Origin of the sequence: Clostridium polyendosporum, assembly GCF_018332455.1 — a bacterium.
GTDB classification, from domain to species: Bacteria; Bacillota; Clostridia; order Clostridiales; family Clostridiaceae; genus Clostridium_AY; species Clostridium_AY polyendosporum.
On record NZ_BOPZ01000008.1, the window covers coordinates 16,868 to 41,975 of the forward strand.

Consider the following 25,108-nt stretch of genomic DNA (forward strand, 5'->3'; position numbering starts at 1 on the left):
ATACTATTTTTCATATATTTCTAATGGTAGTCTATCAGGGTCTTGAAAGAAGGTAAATTTCTTTCCTGTTATTTCATCTATTCTTATAGGTTCTGTAACAATATCCTTTTCATTTAATTCTTTTACAGCATCTTCAATATTGTTTACCTCAAAGGATAAGTGTCTTAATCCACAAGACTCTGGACGACTTGGTCTTTCAGGAGTATAAGGAAATGAGAAAAGTTCAATTTGATAAACTCCATTTACCTCAAGGTCAAGCTTATAGGAATCCCTTGCTTGTCTATAGGTTTCATTTACTATATTAAAGCCAAGCTTATTCACATAAAAATCCTTTGACTTCTCATAATTAGAACATATGATTGCTATGTGATGAATTTTATTTACTTTCATAAATATACCTCCATAAAATTATTTATACATTGATTTTAACATTTCTTTTCCTATTTTTGTTATAAAAATCTTTTCTCTAATAGAACTAATTTCCTTAGCACTTAAGTTATCTTCATAAATATTCACCAAAAAGTCTGCTTCAACTAAAATTTGAAAATCAATTCCATCAATCTTTGAATAGGTATGATGGTTTCCGATAAGAAAACAAACTCGTTCAATTATGTTTCTATCAACTTGTAAGAAGTTTAAAATCTCCTTAGCAACGGGTGGTCCCTCAATTTGTTGATAATTGCCACTTGAAGAGTTGTACTTTTGTTCACTAACTTTTATACCTATATCATGAAGTATGGCAGCTAACTCAAGTATTTGTAGTTTGTCTGGAGAAATATTTTCAAGTTCTCCTATTGTTTTTGAGAAAGAATAAACCTTAAGAGCGTGGTTTATTCTTTTTGTATCTCCATCAAAATATGTAATCATTTCTTTAGTTACTTTACTTACTAAGGATTTCATTTTAATCACCTCATAGATAGTATTTATGCTTATTTATTGTTATTTAACAACGTGAAATCTGGTTAAAGCTATAGATACACAACTTCATAACTGAAATTTATAATTAATGAAAAAGCATTGCATGCCCAGGATGTTTTCATTAATTGCTTAAGGATTGAAGTTGTATATCTTTAGTAGGCTCGATGCCTACTCAGCTTTATTTATACATTATATCATGGAATTTAATTCTAAATCTATCTTGACCAATGTACACAAAAGTATTTAAAAACTAAACAAGATAACTAAATAAAGTATTTAGGATTTATAAAGAAAATTTTATCTTATATTAATTTATTTATAAAAAATAGGAATACTACTAAAGAGTATTCTACATTAACTAAAGGAGGAAAATCTATGAAGGTTACAAATGCAGAAGAACTTATGCAGAAAATGGCTCAGATTAGAGAGGCACAGAAAAAATTTGCAACTTATTCACAAGAGCAGGTTGATGAAATTTTTAGGCAGGCATCCATGGCAGCTAACAACGCTAGAATTACATTAGCTAAAATGGCTGCTGAAGAATCAGGAATGGGTATAGTTGAAGATAAGGTTATTAAGAACCACTTTGCGGCTGAATATGTTTATAATAAGTATAAAAGTGATAAGACATGTGGAATTATTGAGTGGGACGAATCTTTTGGAATTGCTAGAATAGCAGAACCTATAGGAGTTGTAGCAGCGATAGTTCCTACAACAAATCCAACATCTACAGCTATTTTTAAATCACTTATATCATTAAAGACAAGGAATGGCGTAATATTTTCTCCACATCCAAGGGCAAAGAATGCTACTATTGCAGCTGCTAAAATAGTATTAGATGCAGCGGTAGAAGCAGGTGCACCTGAAAATATAATAGGTTGGATAGATGAACCTTCTGTTGAACTTTCACAGCTAGTAATGAGAGAGTCTGATATAATTTTAGCAACTGGTGGGCCTGCAATGGTTAAGGCTGCTTATTCTTCAGGAAAGCCAGCTATAGGGGTTGGTGCAGGTAATACTCCAGCCATAATTGATGAAACAGCTCATGTTAAGATGGCTGTAAACTCAATTCTTTTATCCAAAACTTTTGATAATGGTGTTATTTGTGCCTCTGAACAATCTATTATAGTTGTAGAACAAGTTTATGATGCAGTTAAAAAGGAATTGGCTGATAGAGGTGCTTATATCCTTAAAGAAAATGAGGTTGGTAAGGTAAGAAATATTATATTAAATGATAAAGGAGGCCTAAATGCTAACATAGTTGGCCAGCCAGCTTATAAGATAGCTGAAATGGCAGGGCTTACAGTTCCAGAGTCTGTTAAGGTTTTAGTTGGAGAAGTAGAATCAGTAGAATTAGAAGAGCCGTTTTCTCATGAAAAGCTTTCACCAATTTTAGCAATGTATAAGGTGAAAACTTTTGACGAGGCTTTAGTTAAGGCTGAAAGGCTTATTGAACTAGGAGGTATGGGGCATACTTCAGTACTGTATACAGATCAAATTAAATGCGAGGATAGAATAAAAAGATTTGGTCTTGCTATGAAAACTGCAAGAACTATTATCAATATGCCAGCATCTCAAGGTGCTATAGGAGACATTTTCAATTTTAGACTTGCTCCTTCATTGACACTAGGTTGTGGTTCCTGGGGTGGTAACTCAGTAGCAGAAAATGTAGGACCTAAGCATCTATTAAACATTAAGCATGTAGCCGAAAGGAGAGAAAATATGCTTTGGTTCAGAATTCCGGATAAGATTTACTTCAAATTTGGTTGTTTACCTTTAGCACTTCAAGAACTTATTGATATGGGTAAGAAGAGAGCTTTTATTGTAACGGATAGAGTACTTTATGATCTTGGATACACCGAAACTGTTACTAAAGTACTTGAAGAAGGTGGTATTGATTGCAAAGTATTTACAGATGTAGAGCCTGATCCAACCATTGCAACAGCTAAAAAAGGTGCTGATCAAATGCAAAGTTTCAAGCCAGATGTGATTATAGCTGTGGGTGGAGGTTCTCCAATGGATTGTGCAAAAATAATGTGGGTAATGTACGAGTATCCAGATGTACGCTTTGCTGATTTAGCAATGAGATTTTTAGATATAAGAAAGAGAGTATATAGATTCCCTGAATTAGGTGCAAAGGCTATGATGGTTTCTGTACCAACATCAGCAGGAACTGGTTCAGAAGTTACACCATTTGCAGTTATAACTGATGAAAAGACAGGAGTTAAGTATCCATTAGCGGATTATGAATTAACCCCTGATATAGCAATTGTAGATGCAGAATTAATGATGAATATGCCTAAGGGATTAACTTCTGCTTCAGGTATAGATGCATTAACTCACGCTATTGAAGCATATGTATCAGTTCTTGCATCTGAATATACGAATGGATTAGCCTTAGAGGCTATAAGATTAGTATTTAAGTATTTACCAATTGCATATAATGAAGGACCTACTAATATTAAAGCAAGAGAAAAGATGGCTCATGCAGCCACTATAGCAGGAATGGCATTTGCAAACTCTTTCTTAGGAATATGTCACTCAATGGCACATAAACTTGGAGCTATGCATCATGTTCCACATGGTATTGCAAATGCACTACTTATAAATCATGTTATTAGATTTAATGCTGTAGATAATCCAAAAAAACAAACAGCATTCCCTCAATATAAGTATCCAAATGTTAAATGGAGATATTCAATGATTGCGGACTACTTAAAACTTGGCGGAAACAATGAAGAAGAAAAGATTGAACGATTAACTAAAGCTATAGATGATTTAAAAACTAAAGTAGGAATACCAAAGACTCTTGCTGACTTAGGAATTCCAAAGGAAAAATTCTATTCAACCCTTGATGAAATGGTTGAACAGGCATTTGATGATCAATGTACAGGTGCTAATCCAAGATATCCACTTATGAGTGAAATAAAGCAAATGTACATAAATGCATATGAAGGAACTGAAACAAAAGTTTGATAACTAAATAGTATTAAAAGTAAATCCCCAATCTTAAGCATGTTACTTAAGGTTGGGGATTTTTTAATTAATTATTATATTAAAAATATGATAAAATAGTTAAAGAATATCTCAATTATTTTTGTGAAATAACACTTTGAGTATATTTTAAGAACTCATCATAGCTTTTTACTTCAGCAGTTACTTCATATTTATTAGATATTGATAAAGTATCGAGATTTTCATTCAAATTTACAACAGCTTTATAAACATAGGATCCATTCCCAATAAATCTTACAGTATAATTTTCATTAGTATCCTTAGAAACTGCAATTTTAATCATTCCACCATCGTTATACACTTTTATTTCTTTTCCATACATTGATGTGTTCTTTAAACAGTATGCTATAGTGGAAGAGGTCATTCCTGTACCGCAGGATTTAGTGATTCCAACTCCTCTTTCGAAGGTTTTAACATATATACTATCTTCATTAAGGATCTTAACAAAGTTTGCATTAACACCCTTAGGGAAAACTTCCTTAGTAGAATTAGCTTTTTCTCCAATACAAACTATTTCATCCATATTAAATTCATTTACAAATGCTACGATATGAGGATTTGTTATACTAATTGCTGTAAAAGATAAATCTTCAGATAAAGCAGGGATTTTCTCGAAGATTAATGTATCCTTATGATGTACTACAGGAAGGGAGTTTACTTTGAAGTCAACAGTATTTATTTCTATTTCAACAGTTTTTACTCCTTCAAATACATCTTCAACAAGTTTTACCGTATACTCAGCTTTCATAGTCTCAACAGTAATTTCCTTTTTATTTAAAAGGTCTATAACATATCTTCCTACACATCTTAAACCATTACCACACATCTCAGGTTCTGAGCCGTCAGAATTGAAAATTCTCATTTTCCCATCACAACTATTGCTTTTTTGAACGAATAGTATTCCATCAGCTCCAATTAAACCATCTCTTTTGCAGAGATTTTGAGCAAGGGTTATTCTATTTTCTTCTGAAAAGCAGTAATCTTTTGAAATTTCATCAATTAAAATAAAATCATTACCAGAGCCATGGCATTTTATAAAATCTATCTTCATAACTTACTCTCCTTTGTTTACTTTTATAATATTATAACAGAGCAGCTTAGGTTGTATCAATTGTTTATATTGTATAAGATTAGACTTAAAGTTAAAGTTAAGAACTTTGGAAAGTAAATGTTATAGATATATATCTTCATAACTGAAAGTATAATTTAGCATATACAAGTCTACATTGAATTAAGAATTGAAGTTGTTTATCTTTAATATTGTAAGTAATTTAACATTTAATTTACATTTATTAATTAATTGATTGTATAACAATACTAAAGTGACATATAATAATTAGATAAGGGAGTGAAGTTACAAAGGAAGTGGTTAAATGGGCGAGTATACAGTAAATGACGTAATATCTAAGAGACCTTGTGGAAGCATAACACCTTTAGTAATCGGAATTAAAGATAATTTTTTTCCTATTGTTATAATAAAAGAGTATAGAGAAGATTTAATGAATATTAAGAGTGATCATTATGTAGGAGTAAAAAGTACCTGTGTTGGAAATGAAAAGGTAAATCTGTATTTACTTATTCTTAAGTTTGGAGATGGATATAATAATTTCTATGATATTTGGTTTAACTACGGATATGATAATCACAGAGAATTTCTTAATCTTTTAATACAACAGGATCGAATTATCATAGATTTTAGAGATGAAAATAACGAGAAATTTATAACTCTACAGCTTGAAAATACAATAAAAGATCATATTGATTCTTATATTTCTCAATGTAAAGACATAAAAGTAGTAAAGGGAGAAACAGTTGACAATGTAATACAATTAGATAAATTAGAAAAGTATACAACCTGGGATGATGATGATGTATATAGTTTAATGGATAAGATTGCTGATGATTACCCCACTTGTGAAGAACTATGGAAAGACCTCTAAGCGAGAGGTTTTTTTCGCAAGTTTATTTTTATTTCCTATCATTTCACGAAGTGAAATCTGACTCGAATTTAATAGTCTATGCCTATGCAATTTTATTTACTATTATTTTAGCAAGTAGGGTTTGCTTGAAACTGAGTGAAATCTATATATAAAATATAACTCTCTCTTTTTTGGTTTTAACATATAGACTGAAGAGTTGATTCATATCCCTATATTTAATCACCAATTTATGGTAAAATATAGATGATTATATAACAAGGAGAGAATTTATATGATTATTGAAGACTTAGAGAAACTGGCAAATAAAGTCAAAAGTGACAAAGACGAGTTAGATTTTGTATACGATATCATAAATTATTGTTGTGACTATACTGCAAAAGTAATTAGGAGTACAGCCAATAATTTAATGGGACAATATTATTGTGAATCATTAGAAGCTTATAGAATGATTTCTGAGAGTTTAGATGAAAATAAAACAACAACTCATAACACATTTATTTCTAGTATTAAAATTGTAGATAAAATTTGTGCAAGATATAATTTGCCTTTAATTTATGGAAAAAGTTATGATGATATTAAAGAAATAAATAAGTTTGCACTAACCTTAATGGAAGAAATGCTTTATTATAATGAGAATAAAAATATAAATAAAAGTGATAAAGAAAAGATAATTTCATAACTAAAGATAAACAACTTCAATCTCTAAACAATTCTTGAAAATAGCCTCGACATGCAATGCTTTTTCTAAGGATAAGTTCAATCATTGATGAATTTTAGGTGAGGTCTCGGCATTTGATACTTTGCCTAAAATTCTTAATTTAATTATGAACTTCTATATCCTGAATTATAAATTCAGTTATGAAGTTGTGTATTTATAATTCACTTAATATAATGAAAAAAGCCAAAATAAAAGTATAGACTTAATAAACAAGGAATATTTAAATCCAATAAGGGTAAAAATAGCATAAATGTAAACTGAAAGTAGAAACACTTACAGTATGTGGGCTTACTTGGACACTCCAAAAGGAATAAAGCTTCCTACGAAGTAGATTCAAAAATAATAGCAAACTTCCTTTAAAAAAGAATCTCCAATCTCTATAGGTGAAGGAAGGGTTCAACTCTAATCTGTACTAGTTTAAGAAAAAATTGAAAAGGCTGTAAATGTATCACTTGAATATCTCTTCTAATACGGATAATACTATTATTGTTAGTATCCTTTAGGAGGGATTTTTATGTCACATAAAAATAATAAAAACAGTAAAGCAAATAAAAAGTCTAATCAAAAAACAAACAAAGAATTACACAAAATGAAAATTGAAGTTGCTGATGAAGTAGGATACTCAAAAGAATCAAGAAAATTAGGTAAGAATAAACCAAGACACGAAGATACTAATTAATGCTTAGGCTGCCAAGGGGCAGTCTTTTTTTATATCAAATTCCTTTATTTTACATATAAATAAATTATAGTAATTTATTTATATGTAAGAATTCAGTCTATTAATTTAAAATTCTCATTATTTAAGTCTAACTTAAAAAAGGTATTGACAAAAAGTTAAAATATGATATATTTTTATATGTATTTAATATAAATAAACTCTTAGTTTAATATAACTAAACTGATATAAAGCAAGAAAAAACCTGATGTTGAGGGGTTTTTTTATGCAAAGAGTTATTCTCATTTTTAAGTATTTATGTAATGAATAATGCTTTTTGTGTAATTTTAAGGAGGGATTTCTTATGAAAATTGAACAACTTGGTAGACATATTTTAATAGAATATTATAATTGTGATAAAGAGATATTAAAGAACCATGCATTGGTGGAAGAATATATGAATGAAGCAGCAAGAAGAGCTAATGCTACTATAGTCACAAGCTGTTTTCATAAATTTAATCCCTGGGGAGTTAGTGGTGCTGTAATAATACAAGAATCACACTTAACAATCCATACTTGGCCAGAATATGGATACGCTTCTGTAGATATATATACTTGTGGAGATAGCGTAAATCCATGGATAGCGTTTGAATATCTTGAAGATGTACTTAAGGCGACAAGAAGTGAATCAACGGAAGTGTCAAGAGGGATGGTAGATAAGATTAAAAATTTCGCTGACGGTCAATATAATGATATTAAAGTAACTCATAAGCCAGTTGACTAATATGGAGGGTGACAGAAATGGAATTATGGTACACAGAAAATCAAACACCTAATGTGAATTTTTCAATGAAAGTGAAGTCACATCTTTACTCTGAAAAGAGTCCTTTCCAACAAATAGATGTTATTGATACTTATGAATTTGGAAGGGTTTTAGTTATAGATGGATGGACAATGGTTACTGAAAAAGATGAATTTATATATCATGAAATGATAACGCATGTAGCTCTTGCAACTAATCCTGAGATAAAAAGAGTATTAGTAATTGGAGCAGGAGATGGAGGTACTGTAAGAGAACTTACAAGATATGCTTCTATAGAAAAAATAGACATGGTTGAAATAGATGAGGTTGTGGTAAAAGCATCAAGAGAATTCTTACCTTTTACTGCTAATAAATTAGGTGATCCAAGGGTTAATCTTTACTTTGAGGATGGAATTAAATTCGTTGAGGGTAAGGTTAATGAATATGACCTAATAATAGTAGATTCAACAGATCCTATAGGTCCAGGGGAAGGATTGTTTACCACAGAATTTTATAGAAATTGCTTTAATGCTCTTACAGAGAAGGGTATTTTAGTAAACCAAGGAGAAAGCCCATATTACTCAAACAATTCAAGAGAGATGAAAAGAGCTTTTTCAAAGCTTAAGAATATATTCCCAATTTGTGAAGCTTATCAATATCATATGCCTACGTATGCTTCAGGACATTGGCTTTTTGGGTTTGCCTCAAAAAAGCTTCATCCTGTAAAAGATTTTAACGGAGTAAGATGGGAAGAATTAGGTCTTGCAACAAAGTATTATAATAAAGAATTACATGTTGGAGCTTTTAGTCTTCCAAACTATGTAAGAGAACAGTTGAATAGTGAAGAATAATATAGTAAGTGAAGTCTCTACTGGATAACAGCAGGGACTTTAAATTTTTTTAACATCATTATGGAATAAGGTATTTTTTATTCATAGCGAATATGAAATTTTGTCTCATTTTCTACAATAGGAATTTTCCTAATGTAAAAATCATCTATTCGTGAAAATCTATTACCTTTTTTTATTTTTATTAAAAGCGTTTCTACAAGCTCCTCTTTTCCTTGTATACAAATCTCTACATCACCTGTATCCAGGTTTTTAGCATATCCTGTAAGGTTCAAAAATGATGCTTCATATTGAACAAAATATCTAAAACCAACACCTTGAACTCTTCCTGATACAAGTAGTATATATCTTACCATATAAGCATCTCCTTTAGATTATAGTTATTTGAATTATAACAAAAATGTAATACTTTAACAATATTAATATGATTATTTCAATGTAATAAATTTAATTTTATTCAAATAATTATGATTAATAAAAATATTTACAATTTTCTGATAACAAAGTATAATTATAACAAAGAAGACGTTTTCGGGAGGAGTATTTATGGAAAATATTCAAAGAAGTTTAGTACTGATTAAACCAGATGCAGTGGAGAGAAATTTGGTAGGTAAGATTATAGATGCTTACGAAGGAGAAAAACTAAAAATTACTGCACTTAGAATGATAACAGTAGATGAAATTTTAGCTAAAAAGCATTATGAAGAGCATATAAGCAAGCCTTTTTTTAATGAGCTTTTAGAATATATTACAAGAAGTCCTTTAGTAGCAATAGTCTTACAAGGGGAGAATGCAATTGAAAAGGTAAGGAAGATAAATGGAAACACTAATCCTGAAATGGCTGAATACGGAACTATTAGAAAGAAGTATGGTATAGACAAAACTAAAAATTCTGTTCATGCATCAGATTGTGAGATAAGTGCTGAAAGAGAAATAAGTATATGGTTTCCTGAAGGAGTAAAAAAATAAAAGCCCCAAATTAAGGGCTTTTTTTGTTGTTTAATAGTTAAAATGATGGAGGAGTACTTAGCCAAATCACTTTAGCTTCGGTCTTACCCGCATTAGAGATAAAGTGATTTGCTTTAGGCTTAAAGTAAAAGCTCTCTCCTTTTTTTAATTTAACTTTTTTATCACCTAGGTGAAGATAAATTATGCCTGAAAGTACATAACCAAATTCTTCACCTTCATGCGGTTCTTCTTCAATATATCTACCTTCTGGTTGTAATGTTATCATTATTGGTTCCATGGCATTTTTTTGAGCATTTGGAACTAACCACATAAGTTTAAACTTTAAATCGTCATTTTCTGTTTCAAACATATCATCGTTAGTGAAAGTAATTCTCTCGTTTGTATCATCACTAAAGAATTCAGTAAGAGTAGTTCCTAGTATATCAAGAATATCTATAAGAGTTGCTATAGATGGTGAAGTCAAATCATTTTCAAGTTGAGAAATAAAACCTTTTGAAAGCTCGCATCTATTGGCAAGTTCTTCTTGTGTTAATTGTTTTTCGATTCTTAGTCGTCTGATTTTTTCTCCTATTTGCACAATATACACCTCTAACAATAGTTTAATTTAAATCTATTACTAAACTCTTAGTTTAAAATTACTAAACAAACAAGCTTATTATATAGATTTTTTATAAATAAATCAATATATATTAAAAAAAATTAATTATAGTTATTATATTATACAATCCTCTGTTAATGCCACTTTACAAAGTTTAATAGAATTATTGTTTACAGTGATTTATCTTAAAGTTTAGTAATGCTAATTTAATACACTTACTAAATTTAAAATAATTTAATAAAAATATAAGATTAAATCTTTACAAATGAAGAATTAATTTGAAATTTTGTTAAGAATGTATTACTAATTGGTTAAATTATAGTAAAAACTTTAACTTAAATAAAGTTTTGTAATAATTATATGAGATGATATATAATAGGTTTATTAAATATACGAAGTTTTATTTATTATTTCAGAGATTAGGTGTTAATATGAGTCATAAGGGTTTATATAGAAGAGATGGAAAATTAGTATATATAAAGCAGCCAGAATTTGAAGAGTTACATTATGTAAGAGAACTTTGGGCAGATTATGAAACCATGAAGGATGTAGGAGGAATATTTAATTTCTCAAAAGAAAAGTGGGAATTGTTTTATAAAAAAATGGTTTCACCGACAGATGGCAAAAATTTTTACTGCTTGGTTTATAGTAAAGAAAACCTACCAGTAGGAGAGGTAAGTTTTCATGGATATGATAGTGCAACGAAAATAGCACGATTTAATCTTAGAATTAGTAGTGTACATAGAAGTAAGGGATATGGTGCAGAAGCTACTAGGCTTATGCTTGAGTATTTCTTTTATGAATTTGGTGGCATGATAATGATGGATACAGTTTCAAATACAAAAAGGCAAAATCCACTTTTAAATCTTGGATTTGAGATTGTAAGAAGACATAATAATTATATTACATATAAGTTAACCAAAGAAAGATTTATAAATAATGAGCATGAGCATGGAGAAAAACGAAAAGTTGCATTTTTGTTATATGAAGGTGTAGATTTACTAAGTTTTGCAGGAGTTCTTGAGACCTTTTCAATAACAAATAATATGTTTGGAGATCATCTGTTTGATTTATGCACAATAGGAGAGAAGAAGGGAAAAGTAAAAACTTCAAGTGGAGTAGGGGTCAATATAGATTATAGTTTTAAAGAAGTATTAAAAATCAATATATTGATTATACCAGGTGGAAAGGCTATTAATTGGCTCTTTTCGAATCAAGAACTATGTAAATTTATAAAAAATAGTTATGAAAGTTGTGAAATTATTTTAGGAATTGATTCAGGTATTTTACTTCTTGGCAGGTGTGGTATATTAGATAATATAAATACTGTAATTCATGAAAGATATATAAAGGAATTAAAAGAAATTCATCCAAAGGCAAAACTTATTAGAAACAATATTGTTGATAATGGAAGGGTGATGCTTTCTGCGAATATGATTAACAGTATTGATTTGTCTCTTAATGTTATAAAAAGGCTTCTAGGAGAAGAAAAGGCTTTGCAGGTTGTGAAGTTTTTGGAGAATAGGAAATAGGATTTACTTAAAATCAAAGGAAGAGGCAAAATATGAAAGAAAAAAACTTTTTTGAAAAAAGAAGAAATGTAATTATTACTGCATTTTTTTGTTCAATACTTTGGGGAAGTGCATTTCCAGTATTAAAAGTAAGCTATAAGGTAATGAATATGAAACCTAATGATTTAGATGGTAAAATTACTTTAGCAGGATTGAGATTTTTTATTGCATCAATATTATTATTTATATTTGTCAAAGTAATACTTAAAATTAGATTGAAGATATCAGTCAAGGATTTTTATATGATGTTAATTTTAGGAGGGTTCCAGACTACATTAACATATTTTTTCTTTTATAATGGACTTGCTAATACTTCAGCTATGAAAGGAACTATAATAGGAACCCTAGAAAATTTTTTGGTGGTAATTTTAGCTCACTTTTTTTATGCGGATGATAAAATTAGCTTAAGTAAGATTATAGGATTAGTTACAGGATTATTTGGTGTTATAATTGTTAGTTGGGGACAAAGTTTCGAGGTGCAATTTAATTTTAGTGGAGAGGGATTTATGATTTTATCTGCTTTATTTGCTACTATAGCAACTTTTTTAGCCAAGAATCTTGGAAGAAAAATAAATCCTTTTTTGATGACTGCATGGCAAATGTTTTTAGGTTCATCAGTAATGCTTTTATGGGGAGTGCCTAGACTTTCAGATAAATCTATAGTATTTAACATCAATGGGTACATACTTTTAATTTATTCAGCACTTTTAAGTGCGATAGCTTTTTCGTTGTGGTATATGCTACTTAAATATCAAAAACCAGGGGAGATAAGTTTATATAGATTTATGATTCCTGTTTCAGGATCTATACTATCTTCTATATTTATACCAGGTGAACGACTTACATTAAATATATTGATAGCTCTTATTTTTGTTTCATTAGGTATAATATTTACTAATTACTCCGAGGGGACATTTAATAAAGCATCTTAGCAAGAGAGGTGGTACAAATGATAAGACTGAAAATTGAAAAGGATAAAAAACAAAACGTTATATTAAAAGCAGCTATCAAAAAAGAGTTGTTTGACAATCAAATAATTAAAAGATTAATTATAGAAGGAAAGAAGTTAAAGACAGGTCAGTTTAATTATCAGTTACCTATAAGATATTTGCTACCCGTAGTGAATAATTTAGATAAGAAATTAGTGAGAATTGACAAAAGAAGTATAAATTCTTTTATAGAGTTTTCTGATGAATATGATAAAAATTATTATTGCACAACGGAAGCAAATTTTAAATACATGAAAAAATGGAGAGAGGTAGGGTGTCCTAAAATATATAGAATAGATATAGATTGTGAAGGTATTGAAGTAGTAAAAACATTAGCTTTTGAAAGAAGATTATAATATTTTAAAATATAGAAATCTCCTCTTACGTATTGTTAGAGGAGATTTCTATATTAGTTAATTTTTAGTTGTACCTTTTTTATCATTAGTACTTTGAGTAGTAGTATTAGTAGAGTTAGTAGTAGTGGAGTTAGTAGTATTATTATTAGTAGTAGTAGAGGTATTTGATTTTTTACTATTAGTAGTATTTCCGTTATTATTAGTACCTTTAGCAGGACTATTATTATTGTTAGTTTTGTTTTTATTTGCATCACCTGGCTTTGCTTCTAAAGGAGTAGATTTATTGTCATCAGGGGTAGTGGTATCTTCATTAGTTTTATCCTCATTAGTTTTATTTTCTTTTGGTGCTGTATGAATGTTGCAAAGTGCAGTCGGTACTGTACCTTCAATAAACAATTCTTGGTGTATTCTACCTCCACAAAAATCTGTAGCAAGTTTACCAGAATCGTTACACACTGCAACCTTGACTACTCCAGCCGGTTCAGCAATCTCCTTATATCCCAATCCTTCGTGAGCTTTAGCCATGATTTTTCCCCAGATTGGAGTAACCGTATATCCACTTTGACCATACAACTCCTTAGGGTTATCATATCCAACCCATACTGATGCAGAAAGATATGGTGTTAAGCCGGCAAACCATAGATCTTTATTATCTGAGGTGGTACCTGTCTTACCTGCAACAGGTATATCTCCAAATTTAGCAGGTTTAGCTGTATAGTTTAAAACAGGTTCTTTTAATACATCATACATTACATATGCAGATTGTGGTGATAATATTTTCTTTGTTTCAGGTTTGCTTTCAAGTAGTGGTTTACCAGTGGCATCAAGGACCTTAGTGTAAAGTATTGGTTCAGTATAGATTCCTGAGTTACCGAAGGTTCCATAAGCTGCTGATAAAATGAAAGTGTTACCACCATCACCATTAGCATCATTACCAGGATTGTTAAATTGTCCTAAGGAAAGTGTGGCTATACTTTGTCTAGAGTTTTTATTATATTTAAGTCCAAATTTTTCACCATAAGCAAGACCAGTTTTAAGGCCTATTTCATCTTCAATTTTAACTGCAACTACATTTAATGAGTATCTTAGTGCTTCTCTAAGTGTAACAGGTCCCCTGTAGGATCCATCTTGGTTCTTTGGGTTATATGGAGCAGAGCTTGAACCATATTTTTTACCTGTTTCAAATGGCACTGGGGAGTCATTTATTACTGTTGCAGCAGTCATTTTCTTAGTGTCGATTGCGGGGCCATAAACCGTAAGAGGTTTTGTGGCAGAACCAACTGATCTTAATCCCCTAGTAGCATAAGCTCTATTTGTGCTTGATGGAGGCTGATTTCCTCTACCTCCAACCATTGCTTTAACTTCACCAGTTCTATAATCTATTATGGTTGCTGAAGCTTGGAGAGCAGGATACTTATATCCCTTATCTTCAATCATTTCGTTTTTATTATTTGATAGATTAAAATTACTTGGGTTATCAAGAACAGCTTGAGTGTATTCCTGAAGAGACCTATCCATAGTTGTATATATTTTAAGACCACCATTTGTAACTATTTTAATTGCTTCTTCTCTAGTATATTTATACCTGTTCATAAGATCTTTTATAACCTGCTGAATCACTGGTCGTGAGAACCATTCATAGTTCATCCTTTCAGTTTTTTTCACAGGTTTAAATGATTGTGTAAGTTTTCCAGCATTAATATCAGCAATAGCCTTATCATATTGTGCTTGGGTTATCTTATTATTTTGCAACATCTTAGTTAGAACACTTTTTGTTCTGTTTATATATGGTTCAGGATTTTTTTTTGATTGTTCAGTTAGTGCATTGTATAAAGTAGGAGATTGAGTAACTCCAGCAAGGTATGCACTTTGAATTAAGTTTAAATCTTTTGTATGAATACCAAAGTACTGAAGAGAAGCTGCTTCAACACCATAAACATGACCACCAAGTGGAATAGTATTTAAATACGCCTCAAGTATTTGTTTTTTATCTAAAGATTCTTCAAGTTTAATTGCTAGATAAATTTCTTTAATCTTTCTTTCAAAGGTAACCTCATTAGTTAATACAGTATTTCTTAATAGCTGTTGAGTTAAAGTAGAGGCACCTTGGAGCCCCCCTTGCCCTGTTAGCTTATTTTTAGCATCAATATATACTACTCCTAAAATTCTTCTAACATCAACACCTTTGTGAAAGAAGAATCTTTCATCTTCAATGGATACTATGCCATCTTGAAGTGGTTGTGGCATTTCACTTAAAGGAATAACAAAACGTTGCTCGTCAGTTTGAACGTTATCCATAAATTGCTCTTTATTATCAAATATTTGTGATTGCTGATTAAGTGAAAGTACAGCATTTACATCTAGTTGAGGAGTGCTTTTTATTAATGCATAAAGATAACCTGATCCAACTACAAAGACTGTAAGTATTAAGAATAAAAATATAAAAGCTGTGATTTTAAAAATCTTTTTGCCTTTTTGGGTTTTTTCTATCTTTTGTTTTTTGTTGCTTGAGTTATTATCTTCCATGTTATCCTCCTAAAAAATATATACTTAAGCAGGAAAATAAAAATATTATACAATATTATAGCATATTAATAATTTGAATACACTATCTATAAGAGGTGGAAAAATGAGGATAAATAAACACAAAAGGAGAAAAATTGCGCTTTTATGCTATATAATCGCAATATTGTCAATTTTCCTCTTTTTAGTATATTATTTTGATAAGGTTATTACACCTACAGTTATGATTGTGGCAGATGCTGAAGTGAGAGCGAGATCTAGTGAGATTATAAATAAAAATATTCTTGAAGTTTACTCAAAAGAATTTAATTATGATGAAATAATTAGAGTAGACAAAGATTCAGATGGAAATATTACAATGCTTAAAGCTGATACAGTAAAAATGAGTGCTATAGCTTCAGAAGTGGCTTTGAAATCACAAAGGGAATTAGCTGAAATAGGTTCAGTTGGTATAAAACTTCCCATAGGATATATTACAAAAAGTAATATAATGTCTTATTGGGGACCAAAGGTAACTGTTAGAATGGAACCTATAGGGCGAATTGAAACACAATATTCCTCAATGTTTGAATCTGCAGGAATAAATCAAACAAGGCATAAAATATATATCGAGGTTTATGCGAAGGCAAAGGTTATTATTCCTTTGGCAAACAATGAAGTTGAGGTTAAAAATCAGATACCAATTGCAGAAACTGTAATTGTGGGAAAGATTCCTAGGACATCGATAAATTTAGATTTAGATAGCTTGAAAAAATAAAACTGAACAGAACATCGAGTCTACTCAGCTTTATTAGTATGTTGCTTCGTGAAATATTAAAAAATAAAACACCACTATGGTGTTTTATTTTGATTCCCAGTTAAATACATATGGTACATTTCTAAAGTAATCACCGTAGTTTAATCCGTAACCAACTACAAAAACATCTTCTATTTCGAAACAGTAATAATCTGGTTTTATATCAACTTGCCTTCTTGACGGCTTATCAAGCAATGCACAGGTCTTTACTGAAGCTGCCCCTAATTTTTTCACATGATTTGCAACAAAATTCATTGTTATTCCTGAATCAACTATATCATCAACAATTAATACATCAAAACCTTCTATATTATCAGGAATGTCATTCACAACTTTAACTATTCCAGAGCTTTCTTCAGAATGTTCGTAACTTGATGTAGTCATGAATCCAATTTTAGTTGGTACAGTGATTTGTCTTACTAAGTCAGCAGTAAAAATAAAGCTACCTCTTAAAAGTGAAAGTACATAAAGTTTTTTTTCAGTGTAATCTATTGATATTACTTTACCAAGCTCCGTTATTCTTTCATGAATTTGCTCTTCGTTTAAAAGAATATTGCGCTTTTTATCTTCCATGGTGTTCCTCCAAATACAAGTTCTATGTATATTTACAAAGTTGTTTTTATAATATACAATTAAGTGAAAGTTGTCAAGTAAACCTATACTAACAGTGAGGTGTTGTCTATGATATATGGAAATGTTGAAGGAATAAAAAATAGTATTTTAGATCAGCTTGAAAATATTTATGATGTAAAAGTACCTAAGTATTCAATATGTACTTACGAAATAATTGAGATGATTTCTAAAATATCTTCACAGCTTGAAAGAGAAGTAAGCATTGGTATTGATAGGAGAGGAAACGTTATCAGCGTAGCTGTAGGCGACAGTGCCAGTGTTGAAGTGCCGCTAATAGATATAAAAGAAAGGAAGCTTTCAGGAATTAGAATTATTCATACTCATCCTAATGGAATTTCTAGACTTTCAGCTTTAGATCTTTCTGCGCTTTTAAAGCTTAAACTAGACTGTATAATGGCAGTAGGAATACTAGATGGGAAAATTATTGATACTACCCTAGGATTTTGTTTTGTAGAAAATGAAAACTTAATTGATGAGGAGTTAACAAACTTATCAATTGAGGATGCTTTAAATATTAATATACTTGATAGAATATCACATATTGAAGAGGTAATAAAAAATAATAATGTAATAGAAGATGATACAGAAAAAACGATTCTAGTTGGCTGTGATAGTGAAGAAAGTTTGAATGAGCTTGAAGAATTAGCGGAAGCTTGCGATATCCCTGTATTATTTAAGGTTTTTCAAAATAGAAATAAAATTGACGCTGCTTACTATATTGGAAGTGGTAAGGTTGAAGAGATTGCGATGTTAAGGCAAACCTATAGAGCTAATCTTGTGATTTTTGATGATGAATTATCAGGGTCTCAGGTTAGAAACTTAGAAGAGGCACTAGGAACCAAGGTAATAGATAGAACTACATTGATTTTAGAGATATTTGCAAGGCGGGCAAAAACAAGAGAAGCAAAAATACAGGTTGAACTCGCTCAGCTAAAATATAGATCAAGTAGGCTTGCGGGATTAGGTACAGTACTTTCAAGAACTGGTGGAGGTATTGGTACTAGGGGTCCAGGGGAAAAGAAACTTGAAACAGACAGAAGACATATTAAAGAAAGAATATATGATTTAAATAGTGAGTTAAAGAAGATTAAGAAAAATAGAGAAACTCAAAGAGAAAAAAGGAAGAAACAGAATATTCCTCAAATATCTTTAGTTGGTTATACAAATGCCGGGAAATCCACTCTAAGAAATACATTATGCGATGTTGCAGCTTTAAAGGATAATCAAAATAAAGAAAAAGTGTTTGAGGCAGATATGCTATTTGCTACTCTTGATATAACAACGAGAGCAATAAATCTATTAGATAATAGACTTGCTACTTTAACTGATACTGTTGGATTTGTTAGAAAGCTTCCACATGAGCTAGTTGAGGCATTTAAATCAACACTAGAGGAAGTTATTTTTTCAGATTTGTTATGTCATATTGTTGATGCATCTTCTCCATATGCTCAAGAACAAATCTATGCTGTTGAAAATGTATTAGGGGAATTAGGTGTAAGGGAAAAGCCTATAATCTTAGTTTTAAACAAGATTGATAAAGCAGCAGAAGAGCAACTTAACGAGCTAAAGCTTAATAACGAGAAGTTTCCAATAGTTGAGATATCTGCTAAGCAAGGAATAAACTTAGAGGGGTTATTAGGACTAATCAGTGAAGAGCTTCCATATACTTTAAAAAGAGCTGATTTTCTTATCCCATATTCAGAGCAGCAGGTAGTAGCTTTTCTTCATAGGAATGGTAAGATTGTGGAAGAAGAATATAGAGATAATGGAACTTTTATTAAAGCAGATGTGGATGATGAAGTATATAATAAATGTGAAAATTATCTAATTGATTCTTTAAAATTCTAAAAGTTTATTTTAGTTTAATCTTGCTAGTTTTTGTGTAATAAATATAATGTGCTCATAGTATAAATAAGTAGGATTTTGTGAAGCGAGTGTGAGCCTATGAAGCGTCATGGTAAAGGTACAAAATCAACAAAGCATCGTAAACATAATAAGCATCATAGAGATAAAGAGAATGATATTAGGAGTAACCAAAGTGAAAATTTACATAATCATAATGAGCAGAATAATAATGATGAAAATGAAGATAGGCAACATATTCTAATTCCAGGCCACGTACCGGGTGGTGTACCTGGTGCTCCTGCTCCTATTACAGGAGTGGCTGGAGTACTACAGCCTGAAATTCCTCCAACTGAAGTGAAAGAAGTAACTGAAGGAGCTGTTGTGCCTTCAGTTGAGGATCAAATTAGTAATGCAATTACAAAAACTGCCCTAGTTAAGACATCAATTGAATCTATTCAAGTTGATGATATTGAGAGGATTTATTTTGATAGAAAGGTAAGACCTCTCCTTGATACAGTGCAGCAATTAAGTACCGCAGTAATAAATTTTTCCACTTCGGCAAATTTGTATCAAGCCAATGCTTTTGCGGACAAAAAAGAAATAAAAAGAGCTCTTAAAATAGCCTATGATGTAACTGATGAGTTTGAAGATATATGGAAGATTTTAAAGATACGATTAGATAGATTTAAAAATAATATCGATCCTTGTGAATAACCCTCCGTAAAGGTTTAATAATAAAATTAAAATAACCTTAGGGAGGGATTGTTTTATGGAAAAATTATGTCCTTTATGTAATAATATTGCTGAAAGTACTAAATATTGTGACAAGTGTGGAGCAGAGATGGTTAACGAAGGGAGAATGCAGGAGTTTAGAGATCCCTATGCTACTGAGGATGAGGTTGAATTTATTGATAATTGTTGTATTCATGTTTATAGATGTATAAAATGTAATAATTTACAAAGTATAAATATTAAAGATATTTATATTTAATTTCCCCACAAGACATATTATAATATAAAAAATTTATGGAGAAATTTTTAGGGGGATCATTATGGCAAAGTTGATTATAAAATATCAAAAAGCATTTAATTCTATAATTTCAAAACTTCAAGACAACGAAAATGTTCTTGGAGTAATGGTATTAGGGAGTATGGTTACTGGAGATTTGTGGGAAGAATCCGATATTGATTTATTTGTAATTGTAAATGACAAAATAAATGGAATAAAAAATATATATACTGAAGAGAATGGTATATCTGTACATATTAAACTTTTGAGCAAAGATGAATTTTTAAGGTTTTATGAAAATAATATAAATGGTAGTTTAGTAAATAGAGTATTTATTTCATCTAAATTGGTTTTTTCTAAAGATAGTGATATAACAAACAGGTTTAATAGTTTAAAATATTATCTGGATATTGACAGAGAAAAATGGAATTTAGTGTATTTAGGAGCTTTGATAAAGAATATAAGTGTTTGCAAGAAGTATTTTACCAACAATGGAATATATACTGCATATTCCTTGGCAATTAGATGTATAGAAGAGTTTGCAAGATTATATGTTAATCATAGTGGATATATGGTTAGTAAAGACGCTGCTACAGTAGCATCAAGCTTGAATAATAATTTTAAAGAGGTAATAGATGATTTAATACATAAAAATGGAGATTGTGAGATATTAGTTTCTAAAGTTATTAAGTTTATCGAAGAATATATAGAAAAAAACATTAAAAATTGCTGTATAGTACTTTTAAAATACCTAAAAGAAAAGCAATGTGCTTTAAGTTCTGAGGAATTAAAAAATGATACCTTTTTTCAAGAATTTGATATTCAAATGGAAGAAATCTTAAATGAGCTTCATCGCAGAAATATTATTAAGAAGGATTTTAGAGAGTTTAAGTTAAATTGTGGCAAAATATTAGTTGCAGAAAATGTGTATAGCTATAATACCCTATAAAATAGGGTATTTTTAATTGAAAGGAATAGTATGGAAAAATATAGATTATACTTTAATGAGAATCAAAGTAAATATCTTCAACTTGCTGTTCATATTAAAGAACTTATTGATGAGAATCAAGTTAATGATGGAGAGAAACTTCCTTCAATAAGAGAGCTGGCAGAATTTTTGATGGTTAATAAAGTTACAGTTATTAATGCATATAAAAAACTTCATCAAGAAGGATATGCTCAACAGAAAATGGGGAGTGGAACTTTCGCGAAAAAAAAGGAAGTTGGTAGAAGTTTTAGGAAGGACTATTCAGATACTTTTAAGAAGTTAACCTCAGGACAACTTAAAAATGTAATTGATTTTACAGGAGAAACAACTTCATCTAACTTTTTTCCAGTTAGAGACTTAAAAACTGTTTTAAATGATGTATTAGATAGAGATGGCGCAGAAGCACTAATATATCAACACGTACTTGGTTATGAAAAATTAAGAAAAACAATAAATAATAAGTTTTGGGAAGGAAGAACAGATATAGAAGATATTCTTATAGTATCTGGTGCCCAGCAAGGAATAGATATAGCATCAAAAGCACTCATAAATGTTAATGATAATGTTATTATTGAAAAACCTACTTATGGTGGAGCTTTATCTGTTTTTAAATGGAGAAGAGCGAATATATTTGAGGTACCTTTGGAAAGTGATGGAGTAAATCTTATTGAGCTTGAGAAGATTCTTAAGAAAAACAAAGTAAAATGCTTCTATCTGATGAGTTATTTTCAGAATCCAACAGGAATAAGTTATAGCTATGAAAAGAAGAAAGAAATTTTAAGATTAGCAAAAGAGTACGATTTTTACATTATAGAAGACGATTATCTATCGGAACTTGTTTATGATGAAAATATTAAATATACGACCTTTAAAAACATTGATATAAATGACAGGGTTATATATATAAAGAGTTTTTCTAAAATATTTCTTCCGGGAATAAGAATCGGATATTTAATAACACCAAAAAGATTTAGAGAAGCTTTTCAAAATTCAAAAGTTAATACAGATATCTCTACATCTTCCTTAATGCAGAGAGCACTCGAGATGTATATTGATAAAGATTACTGGATAGGACATATAGATTTCTTAAATAAAGAATATAAAATACGTTATAATTATATGAAATGTTTATTAGAAGAAAAGTTAAAAGAATTTGTAAGTTTTTCTTATCCTGGAGGAGGATTACATTTTTTTCTTAAGATTAATGAAAAACTAGATGTAAGCTCGTTACAACTTTTTTATATCCTAAAAGAGAGAAATATACTTATTACACCTGGTATTATGTTCTTTAAGAATTCAAAAGAAGGAGAACGGTATTTTAGAATTGGATTTTCACAAACCAATTGTGATAAGATAGAAGAAGGGATAAATTCAATCTATGAAATACTTAAGGAAAGGGAAAATAAGTTATGAAGTATTCTACGGTGAAAAAGTACGGAGAAGATAGATTTGAGGAGAAGAAATCTCTTTTTATTGGATATGTTAAGAGAGTCACTACTGAAGATGAAGCCAAAGAATTTGTTGCACAGATTAAAAATAAGCATAAAGATGCAACACATAATTGTTATGCATATGTAGTAGGGCAAAATATGGGTATTCAGAGATATAGTGATGATGGAGAACCCCAGGGGACTGCTGGTATTCCCATACTAGAAGTGATTAAGAAGAGTGACATTACTGATTGTGCAGTAGTTGTAACGAGATATTTTGGGGGAGTACTCCTAGGAGCAGGAGGACTTGTTCGTGCTTATACAAAGGGAGCATCAATAGGTATAAAGGCTGCTGGTATTGTAGAAAAGCTTATGGGTGTAAGGCTTACAATTACCATTGATTATGATTTGTTAGGTAAAATTCAATATCTTTTTGGACAGAATAATTGGCATATAGAGGATACTGAATATACTGAACAAGTAAAGATTTATACTTTGTGTGAACTAGAGCAAGCTGAAATCATAAAGTCACAAGTTATTGAAGTTACCAATGGTAAGGTAAATATTGTAGAAGATGAAAAAGGAATTTATTTTAAAGAAGGCTTTAGATTGTTCAAAGATATTGAAGGTTAGTAAAGTTGAATAACTATTTATGCTGTGATATAATATCTAGGAATTTATTGTAATTATGTATTTAAGTTAGGAGGAAGTATAATGTCAGGGCATTCAAAATGGCATAATATACAAGCTAAAAAAGGCAAAGTAGATGCAAAAAGAGGAAAGATTTTCACTAAGATCGGTAAGGAAATTGCTGTTGCTGTTAAGAATGGTGGCGCAAATCTTGATTCTAACGCAAGGCTTAGGGATGTTATTGCTAAGGCTAAGGCTGCAAATATGCCTAATGATAACATACAAAGAGCTATAAAGAAAGCTGCTGGAGAAGCAGATACTGTAAGCTATGAAGACATAGTTTATGAAGGATATGGACCATCAGGAATTGCTGTAATAGTTGAAACCTTAACAGATAATAAGAATAGAACAGCTGGTAACGTAAGACACGCTTTTACAAAACAAGGAGGAAACATGGGAGCTTCTGGTTGTGTAAGCTTCATGTTCCAAAAGAAGGGTGAAATTGTTATAGAAAAGAACGATACCTTGGATGAAGACGAGCTAATGATGATGGCTTTAGATACAGGTGCAGAAGATTTTGCTTCAGAGGATGAAGTTTTTGTTGTTACAACTACGCCAGAGGATTTTGGTTCAGTAAGAGAAGAATTAGAAGCACAAGGAATTGAATTTTTAGAAGCGGAAATTAAGATGATACCAGATACATACACTGCTATAGATGAAGAAACAGCCACTAAGTTTCAAAAGATGTTAGATCAACTTGAAGATGATGATGACGTTCAGAACGTTTACCATAACGCAGAATTTCCAGAAGGATGGGAAGGATAATACTAAAAATGAACAGGCATTGAGTCAACTAGTTTTTAGATAGATTTCATTTCGTGAAATGGCAACATAGTAAAGCAGACAGGTAGTAAAATCACCACCTGTCTGCTTTTCCTTATTTTTTAATTAGTGATTTTAAAGATTTTTTTATAAAAATAAGCAATGTTGGTATACTATATAGTAACATTCCTGTTTTTTCCATTGATTCTCCTAAATGCGGCATGAGTTCTGACAAACCTTCACCAAACATGAATGCTCCAATGAAAATTAATACCAAGGTTATTATATTAAAAATCATAGTTGCACTGAGTTTTAAAGAACTTTTATATACTATATACATAACAACTGAGGCACTTAATATTCCTAATAGTGTACCTAAGATTATACTAAATCCAGAGATCATAAAGTATGGTAGATTAAAAAGTATAATTTCTAGACTTTCCCTAAAAACTGTAATAAATGCTAGTAAAAAAAGGTTAAAAGCCGTAGTACGTATATTCATTTTTTCTGGAGCATTAAGGTCAAAATATTTTTTTTCATTGTTCATCAGTACAATATTATAGAGAATCAAAGCTGAAAGGAAGATCATTAGTGATCCTTGGAAAACATTTTGTACTACAAGCTCTAAGGTTCTTATTTGAGTTAAAATTAAAATTACTACTAAGATAGTAGCGAGAATACCGGTAAAACATCCACTATAAATATATTTTTGATATTGCGACTTGTCCACTTTTTTTAGATAAACTAGCAGCGGTATAACAGTAAGAAGCATCTCTAAGAATTCTCTAAATGTGATTACTAGGGAAGTAATCATTTTATCACTCCTTTGTTTATAGGTAAATAAATCATAGTTTAAGTAAAATATTAAAACTTAAGTTCTTTCAAGCATTTAAGGACATTTTATTTTAGTGTTTTTAAAAAATATTATTAGTATATAATACTTTTTATTAATTATTATGTTACAGAAATAGTATGATTACATAAAAGAATTGTTTATTTAGATAATTATGGGTATATACTTCAGTATGAAAAGTTTTTATTTCTAACAGTTTA

General features: G+C 30.3%; 26 protein-coding genes. 18 read left to right on the forward strand and 8 right to left on the reverse strand.

Annotated elements, in window-relative coordinates; genetic code table 11:
* Nucleotides 1–3: 3 nt before the first annotated feature.
* Nucleotides 4–390: an SMU1112c/YaeR family gloxylase I-like metalloprotein gene (gene gloA2 / locus CPJCM30710_RS06315; RefSeq protein ID WP_212903330.1), complete on the reverse strand. Its 387-nt coding sequence runs from the start codon at nucleotides 388–390 to the stop codon at nucleotides 4–6.
* 18 nt (nucleotides 391–408) lie between these two features.
* Nucleotides 409–900 (reverse strand): HD domain-containing protein, encoded by a 492-nt coding sequence (locus CPJCM30710_RS06320; RefSeq protein WP_212903331.1) that lies wholly within the window; start codon nucleotides 898–900, stop codon nucleotides 409–411.
* A gap of 393 nt (nucleotides 901–1,293) precedes the next feature.
* Between CPJCM30710_RS06320 and adhE the strand changes: the two genes are divergently transcribed.
* Entirely contained in the window at nucleotides 1,294–3,894 is a 2,601-nt protein-coding gene (adhE, locus tag CPJCM30710_RS06325; protein ID WP_212903332.1) for a bifunctional acetaldehyde-CoA/alcohol dehydrogenase, read from the forward strand.
* Between the two features lie 115 nt (nucleotides 3,895–4,009).
* Here the strand turns inward: adhE and dapF are convergent, their stop codons facing one another.
* Nucleotides 4,010–4,984 (reverse strand): diaminopimelate epimerase, encoded by a 975-nt coding sequence (dapF, locus tag CPJCM30710_RS06330; RefSeq protein ID WP_212903333.1) that lies wholly within the window; start codon nucleotides 4,982–4,984, stop codon nucleotides 4,010–4,012.
* A 322-nt stretch (nucleotides 4,985–5,306) separates the two neighbouring features.
* On the opposite strand from dapF, the gene CPJCM30710_RS06335 reads away from it, so the two are divergent.
* From CPJCM30710_RS06335 to speE, 5 genes are all read left to right on the forward strand, one after another.
* On the forward strand, nucleotides 5,307–5,873 hold the full coding sequence (locus CPJCM30710_RS06335) for a hypothetical protein (RefSeq protein WP_212903334.1): 567 nt from the start codon (nucleotides 5,307–5,309) through the stop codon (nucleotides 5,871–5,873).
* 271 nt (nucleotides 5,874–6,144) lie between these two features.
* Nucleotides 6,145–6,552, forward strand: a complete 408-nt coding sequence (locus CPJCM30710_RS06340; RefSeq protein ID WP_212903335.1) for a DUF3232 domain-containing protein — start codon at nucleotides 6,145–6,147, stop codon at nucleotides 6,550–6,552.
* A 553-nt stretch (nucleotides 6,553–7,105) separates the two neighbouring features.
* Nucleotides 7,106–7,270, forward strand: a complete 165-nt coding sequence (locus CPJCM30710_RS06345) for a small, acid-soluble spore protein, alpha/beta type (protein ID WP_212903336.1) — start codon at nucleotides 7,106–7,108, stop codon at nucleotides 7,268–7,270.
* Between the two features lie 340 nt (nucleotides 7,271–7,610).
* Nucleotides 7,611–8,030 carry an adenosylmethionine decarboxylase gene (gene speD, locus CPJCM30710_RS06350; RefSeq protein WP_407644976.1) on the forward strand — a complete coding sequence of 140 codons (420 nt, stop codon included), beginning with the start codon at nucleotides 7,611–7,613 and terminating at the stop codon, nucleotides 8,028–8,030.
* 17 nt (nucleotides 8,031–8,047) lie between these two features.
* Nucleotides 8,048–8,899 (forward strand): polyamine aminopropyltransferase, encoded by an 852-nt coding sequence (gene speE / locus CPJCM30710_RS06355; RefSeq protein ID WP_212903337.1) that lies wholly within the window; start codon nucleotides 8,048–8,050, stop codon nucleotides 8,897–8,899.
* Between the two features lie 77 nt (nucleotides 8,900–8,976).
* Here speE and CPJCM30710_RS06360 read toward each other — a convergent pair whose 3' ends face one another.
* Entirely contained in the window at nucleotides 8,977–9,252 is a 276-nt protein-coding gene (locus tag CPJCM30710_RS06360) for an acylphosphatase (protein ID WP_212903338.1), read from the reverse strand.
* Between the two features lie 190 nt (nucleotides 9,253–9,442).
* On the opposite strand from CPJCM30710_RS06360, the gene ndk reads away from it, so the two are divergent.
* Nucleotides 9,443–9,865: a nucleoside-diphosphate kinase gene (gene ndk / locus CPJCM30710_RS06365; protein ID WP_212903339.1), complete on the forward strand. Its 423-nt coding sequence runs from the start codon at nucleotides 9,443–9,445 to the stop codon at nucleotides 9,863–9,865.
* 37 nt (nucleotides 9,866–9,902) lie between these two features.
* Here the strand turns inward: ndk and CPJCM30710_RS06370 are convergent, their stop codons facing one another.
* Nucleotides 9,903–10,442, reverse strand: a complete 540-nt coding sequence (locus tag CPJCM30710_RS06370; RefSeq protein ID WP_212903340.1) for a helix-turn-helix domain-containing protein — start codon at nucleotides 10,440–10,442, stop codon at nucleotides 9,903–9,905.
* 452 nt (nucleotides 10,443–10,894) lie between these two features.
* Here CPJCM30710_RS06370 and CPJCM30710_RS06375 point away from each other — a divergent pair, with 452 nt between their 5' ends.
* From CPJCM30710_RS06375 to CPJCM30710_RS06385, 3 genes are read left to right on the forward strand one after another with little or no spacing between them, the layout of a single operon-like run.
* Nucleotides 10,895–11,995, forward strand: a complete 1,101-nt coding sequence (locus CPJCM30710_RS06375; protein WP_212903341.1) for a GNAT family N-acetyltransferase — start codon at nucleotides 10,895–10,897, stop codon at nucleotides 11,993–11,995.
* Between the two features lie 32 nt (nucleotides 11,996–12,027).
* Nucleotides 12,028–12,966 (forward strand): DMT family transporter, encoded by a 939-nt coding sequence (locus CPJCM30710_RS06380; protein WP_212903342.1) that lies wholly within the window; start codon nucleotides 12,028–12,030, stop codon nucleotides 12,964–12,966.
* Between the two features lie 17 nt (nucleotides 12,967–12,983).
* Nucleotides 12,984–13,379, forward strand: coding sequence for a hypothetical protein (locus CPJCM30710_RS06385; protein ID WP_212903343.1), 396 nt, complete (start codon nucleotides 12,984–12,986; stop codon nucleotides 13,377–13,379).
* A 57-nt stretch (nucleotides 13,380–13,436) separates the two neighbouring features.
* On the opposite strand, the gene CPJCM30710_RS06390 is transcribed toward CPJCM30710_RS06385, so the two are convergent.
* Nucleotides 13,437–15,905, reverse strand: a complete 2,469-nt coding sequence (locus CPJCM30710_RS06390) for a transglycosylase domain-containing protein (RefSeq protein ID WP_246503481.1) — start codon at nucleotides 15,903–15,905, stop codon at nucleotides 13,437–13,439.
* A 103-nt stretch (nucleotides 15,906–16,008) separates the two neighbouring features.
* On the opposite strand from CPJCM30710_RS06390, the gene yunB reads away from it, so the two are divergent.
* The gene (gene yunB / locus CPJCM30710_RS06395) at nucleotides 16,009–16,659 is read left to right on the forward strand and encodes a sporulation protein YunB (RefSeq protein ID WP_212903344.1); all 651 of its coding nucleotides are present in this window, start codon (nucleotides 16,009–16,011) and stop codon (nucleotides 16,657–16,659) included.
* Between the two features lie 84 nt (nucleotides 16,660–16,743).
* Here the strand turns inward: yunB and hpt are convergent, their stop codons facing one another.
* A complete protein-coding gene (hpt, locus tag CPJCM30710_RS06400; protein WP_212903345.1) occupies nucleotides 16,744–17,271 on the reverse strand; it encodes a hypoxanthine phosphoribosyltransferase in 528 nt (175 codons plus the stop codon).
* A gap of 108 nt (nucleotides 17,272–17,379) precedes the next feature.
* Here hpt and hflX point away from each other — a divergent pair, with 108 nt between their 5' ends.
* From hflX to CPJCM30710_RS06435, 7 genes are all read left to right on the forward strand, one after another.
* Nucleotides 17,380–19,179 carry a GTPase HflX gene (hflX, locus tag CPJCM30710_RS06405; RefSeq protein WP_212903346.1) on the forward strand — a complete coding sequence of 600 codons (1,800 nt, stop codon included), beginning with the start codon at nucleotides 17,380–17,382 and terminating at the stop codon, nucleotides 19,177–19,179.
* 96 nt (nucleotides 19,180–19,275) lie between these two features.
* Nucleotides 19,276–19,890, forward strand: coding sequence for a hypothetical protein (locus CPJCM30710_RS06410; RefSeq protein ID WP_212903347.1), 615 nt, complete (start codon nucleotides 19,276–19,278; stop codon nucleotides 19,888–19,890).
* Between the two features lie 55 nt (nucleotides 19,891–19,945).
* Nucleotides 19,946–20,167: a hypothetical protein gene (locus CPJCM30710_RS06415; RefSeq protein ID WP_212903348.1), complete on the forward strand. Its 222-nt coding sequence runs from the start codon at nucleotides 19,946–19,948 to the stop codon at nucleotides 20,165–20,167.
* Between the two features lie 61 nt (nucleotides 20,168–20,228).
* Nucleotides 20,229–21,134, forward strand: a complete 906-nt coding sequence (locus CPJCM30710_RS06420; protein WP_212903349.1) for a nucleotidyltransferase domain-containing protein — start codon at nucleotides 20,229–20,231, stop codon at nucleotides 21,132–21,134.
* 30 nt (nucleotides 21,135–21,164) lie between these two features.
* Nucleotides 21,165–22,586 carry an aminotransferase-like domain-containing protein gene (locus tag CPJCM30710_RS06425; protein WP_212903350.1) on the forward strand — a complete coding sequence of 474 codons (1,422 nt, stop codon included), beginning with the start codon at nucleotides 21,165–21,167 and terminating at the stop codon, nucleotides 22,584–22,586.
* Nucleotides 22,583–23,236 (forward strand): YigZ family protein, encoded by a 654-nt coding sequence (locus tag CPJCM30710_RS06430; RefSeq protein ID WP_212903351.1) that lies wholly within the window; start codon nucleotides 22,583–22,585, stop codon nucleotides 23,234–23,236. Before CPJCM30710_RS06425 ends, CPJCM30710_RS06430 begins: the two co-directional genes overlap by 4 nt.
* Nucleotides 23,237–23,317: 81 nt before the next feature.
* Nucleotides 23,318–24,058, forward strand: a complete 741-nt coding sequence (locus CPJCM30710_RS06435; protein WP_212903352.1) for a YebC/PmpR family DNA-binding transcriptional regulator — start codon at nucleotides 23,318–23,320, stop codon at nucleotides 24,056–24,058.
* Between the two features lie 112 nt (nucleotides 24,059–24,170).
* Here CPJCM30710_RS06435 and CPJCM30710_RS06440 read toward each other — a convergent pair whose 3' ends face one another.
* The gene (locus CPJCM30710_RS06440) at nucleotides 24,171–24,869 is read right to left on the reverse strand and encodes an FTR1 family protein (protein WP_212903353.1); all 699 of its coding nucleotides are present in this window, start codon (nucleotides 24,867–24,869) and stop codon (nucleotides 24,171–24,173) included.
* Nucleotides 24,870–25,108: the final 239 nt, after the last annotated feature.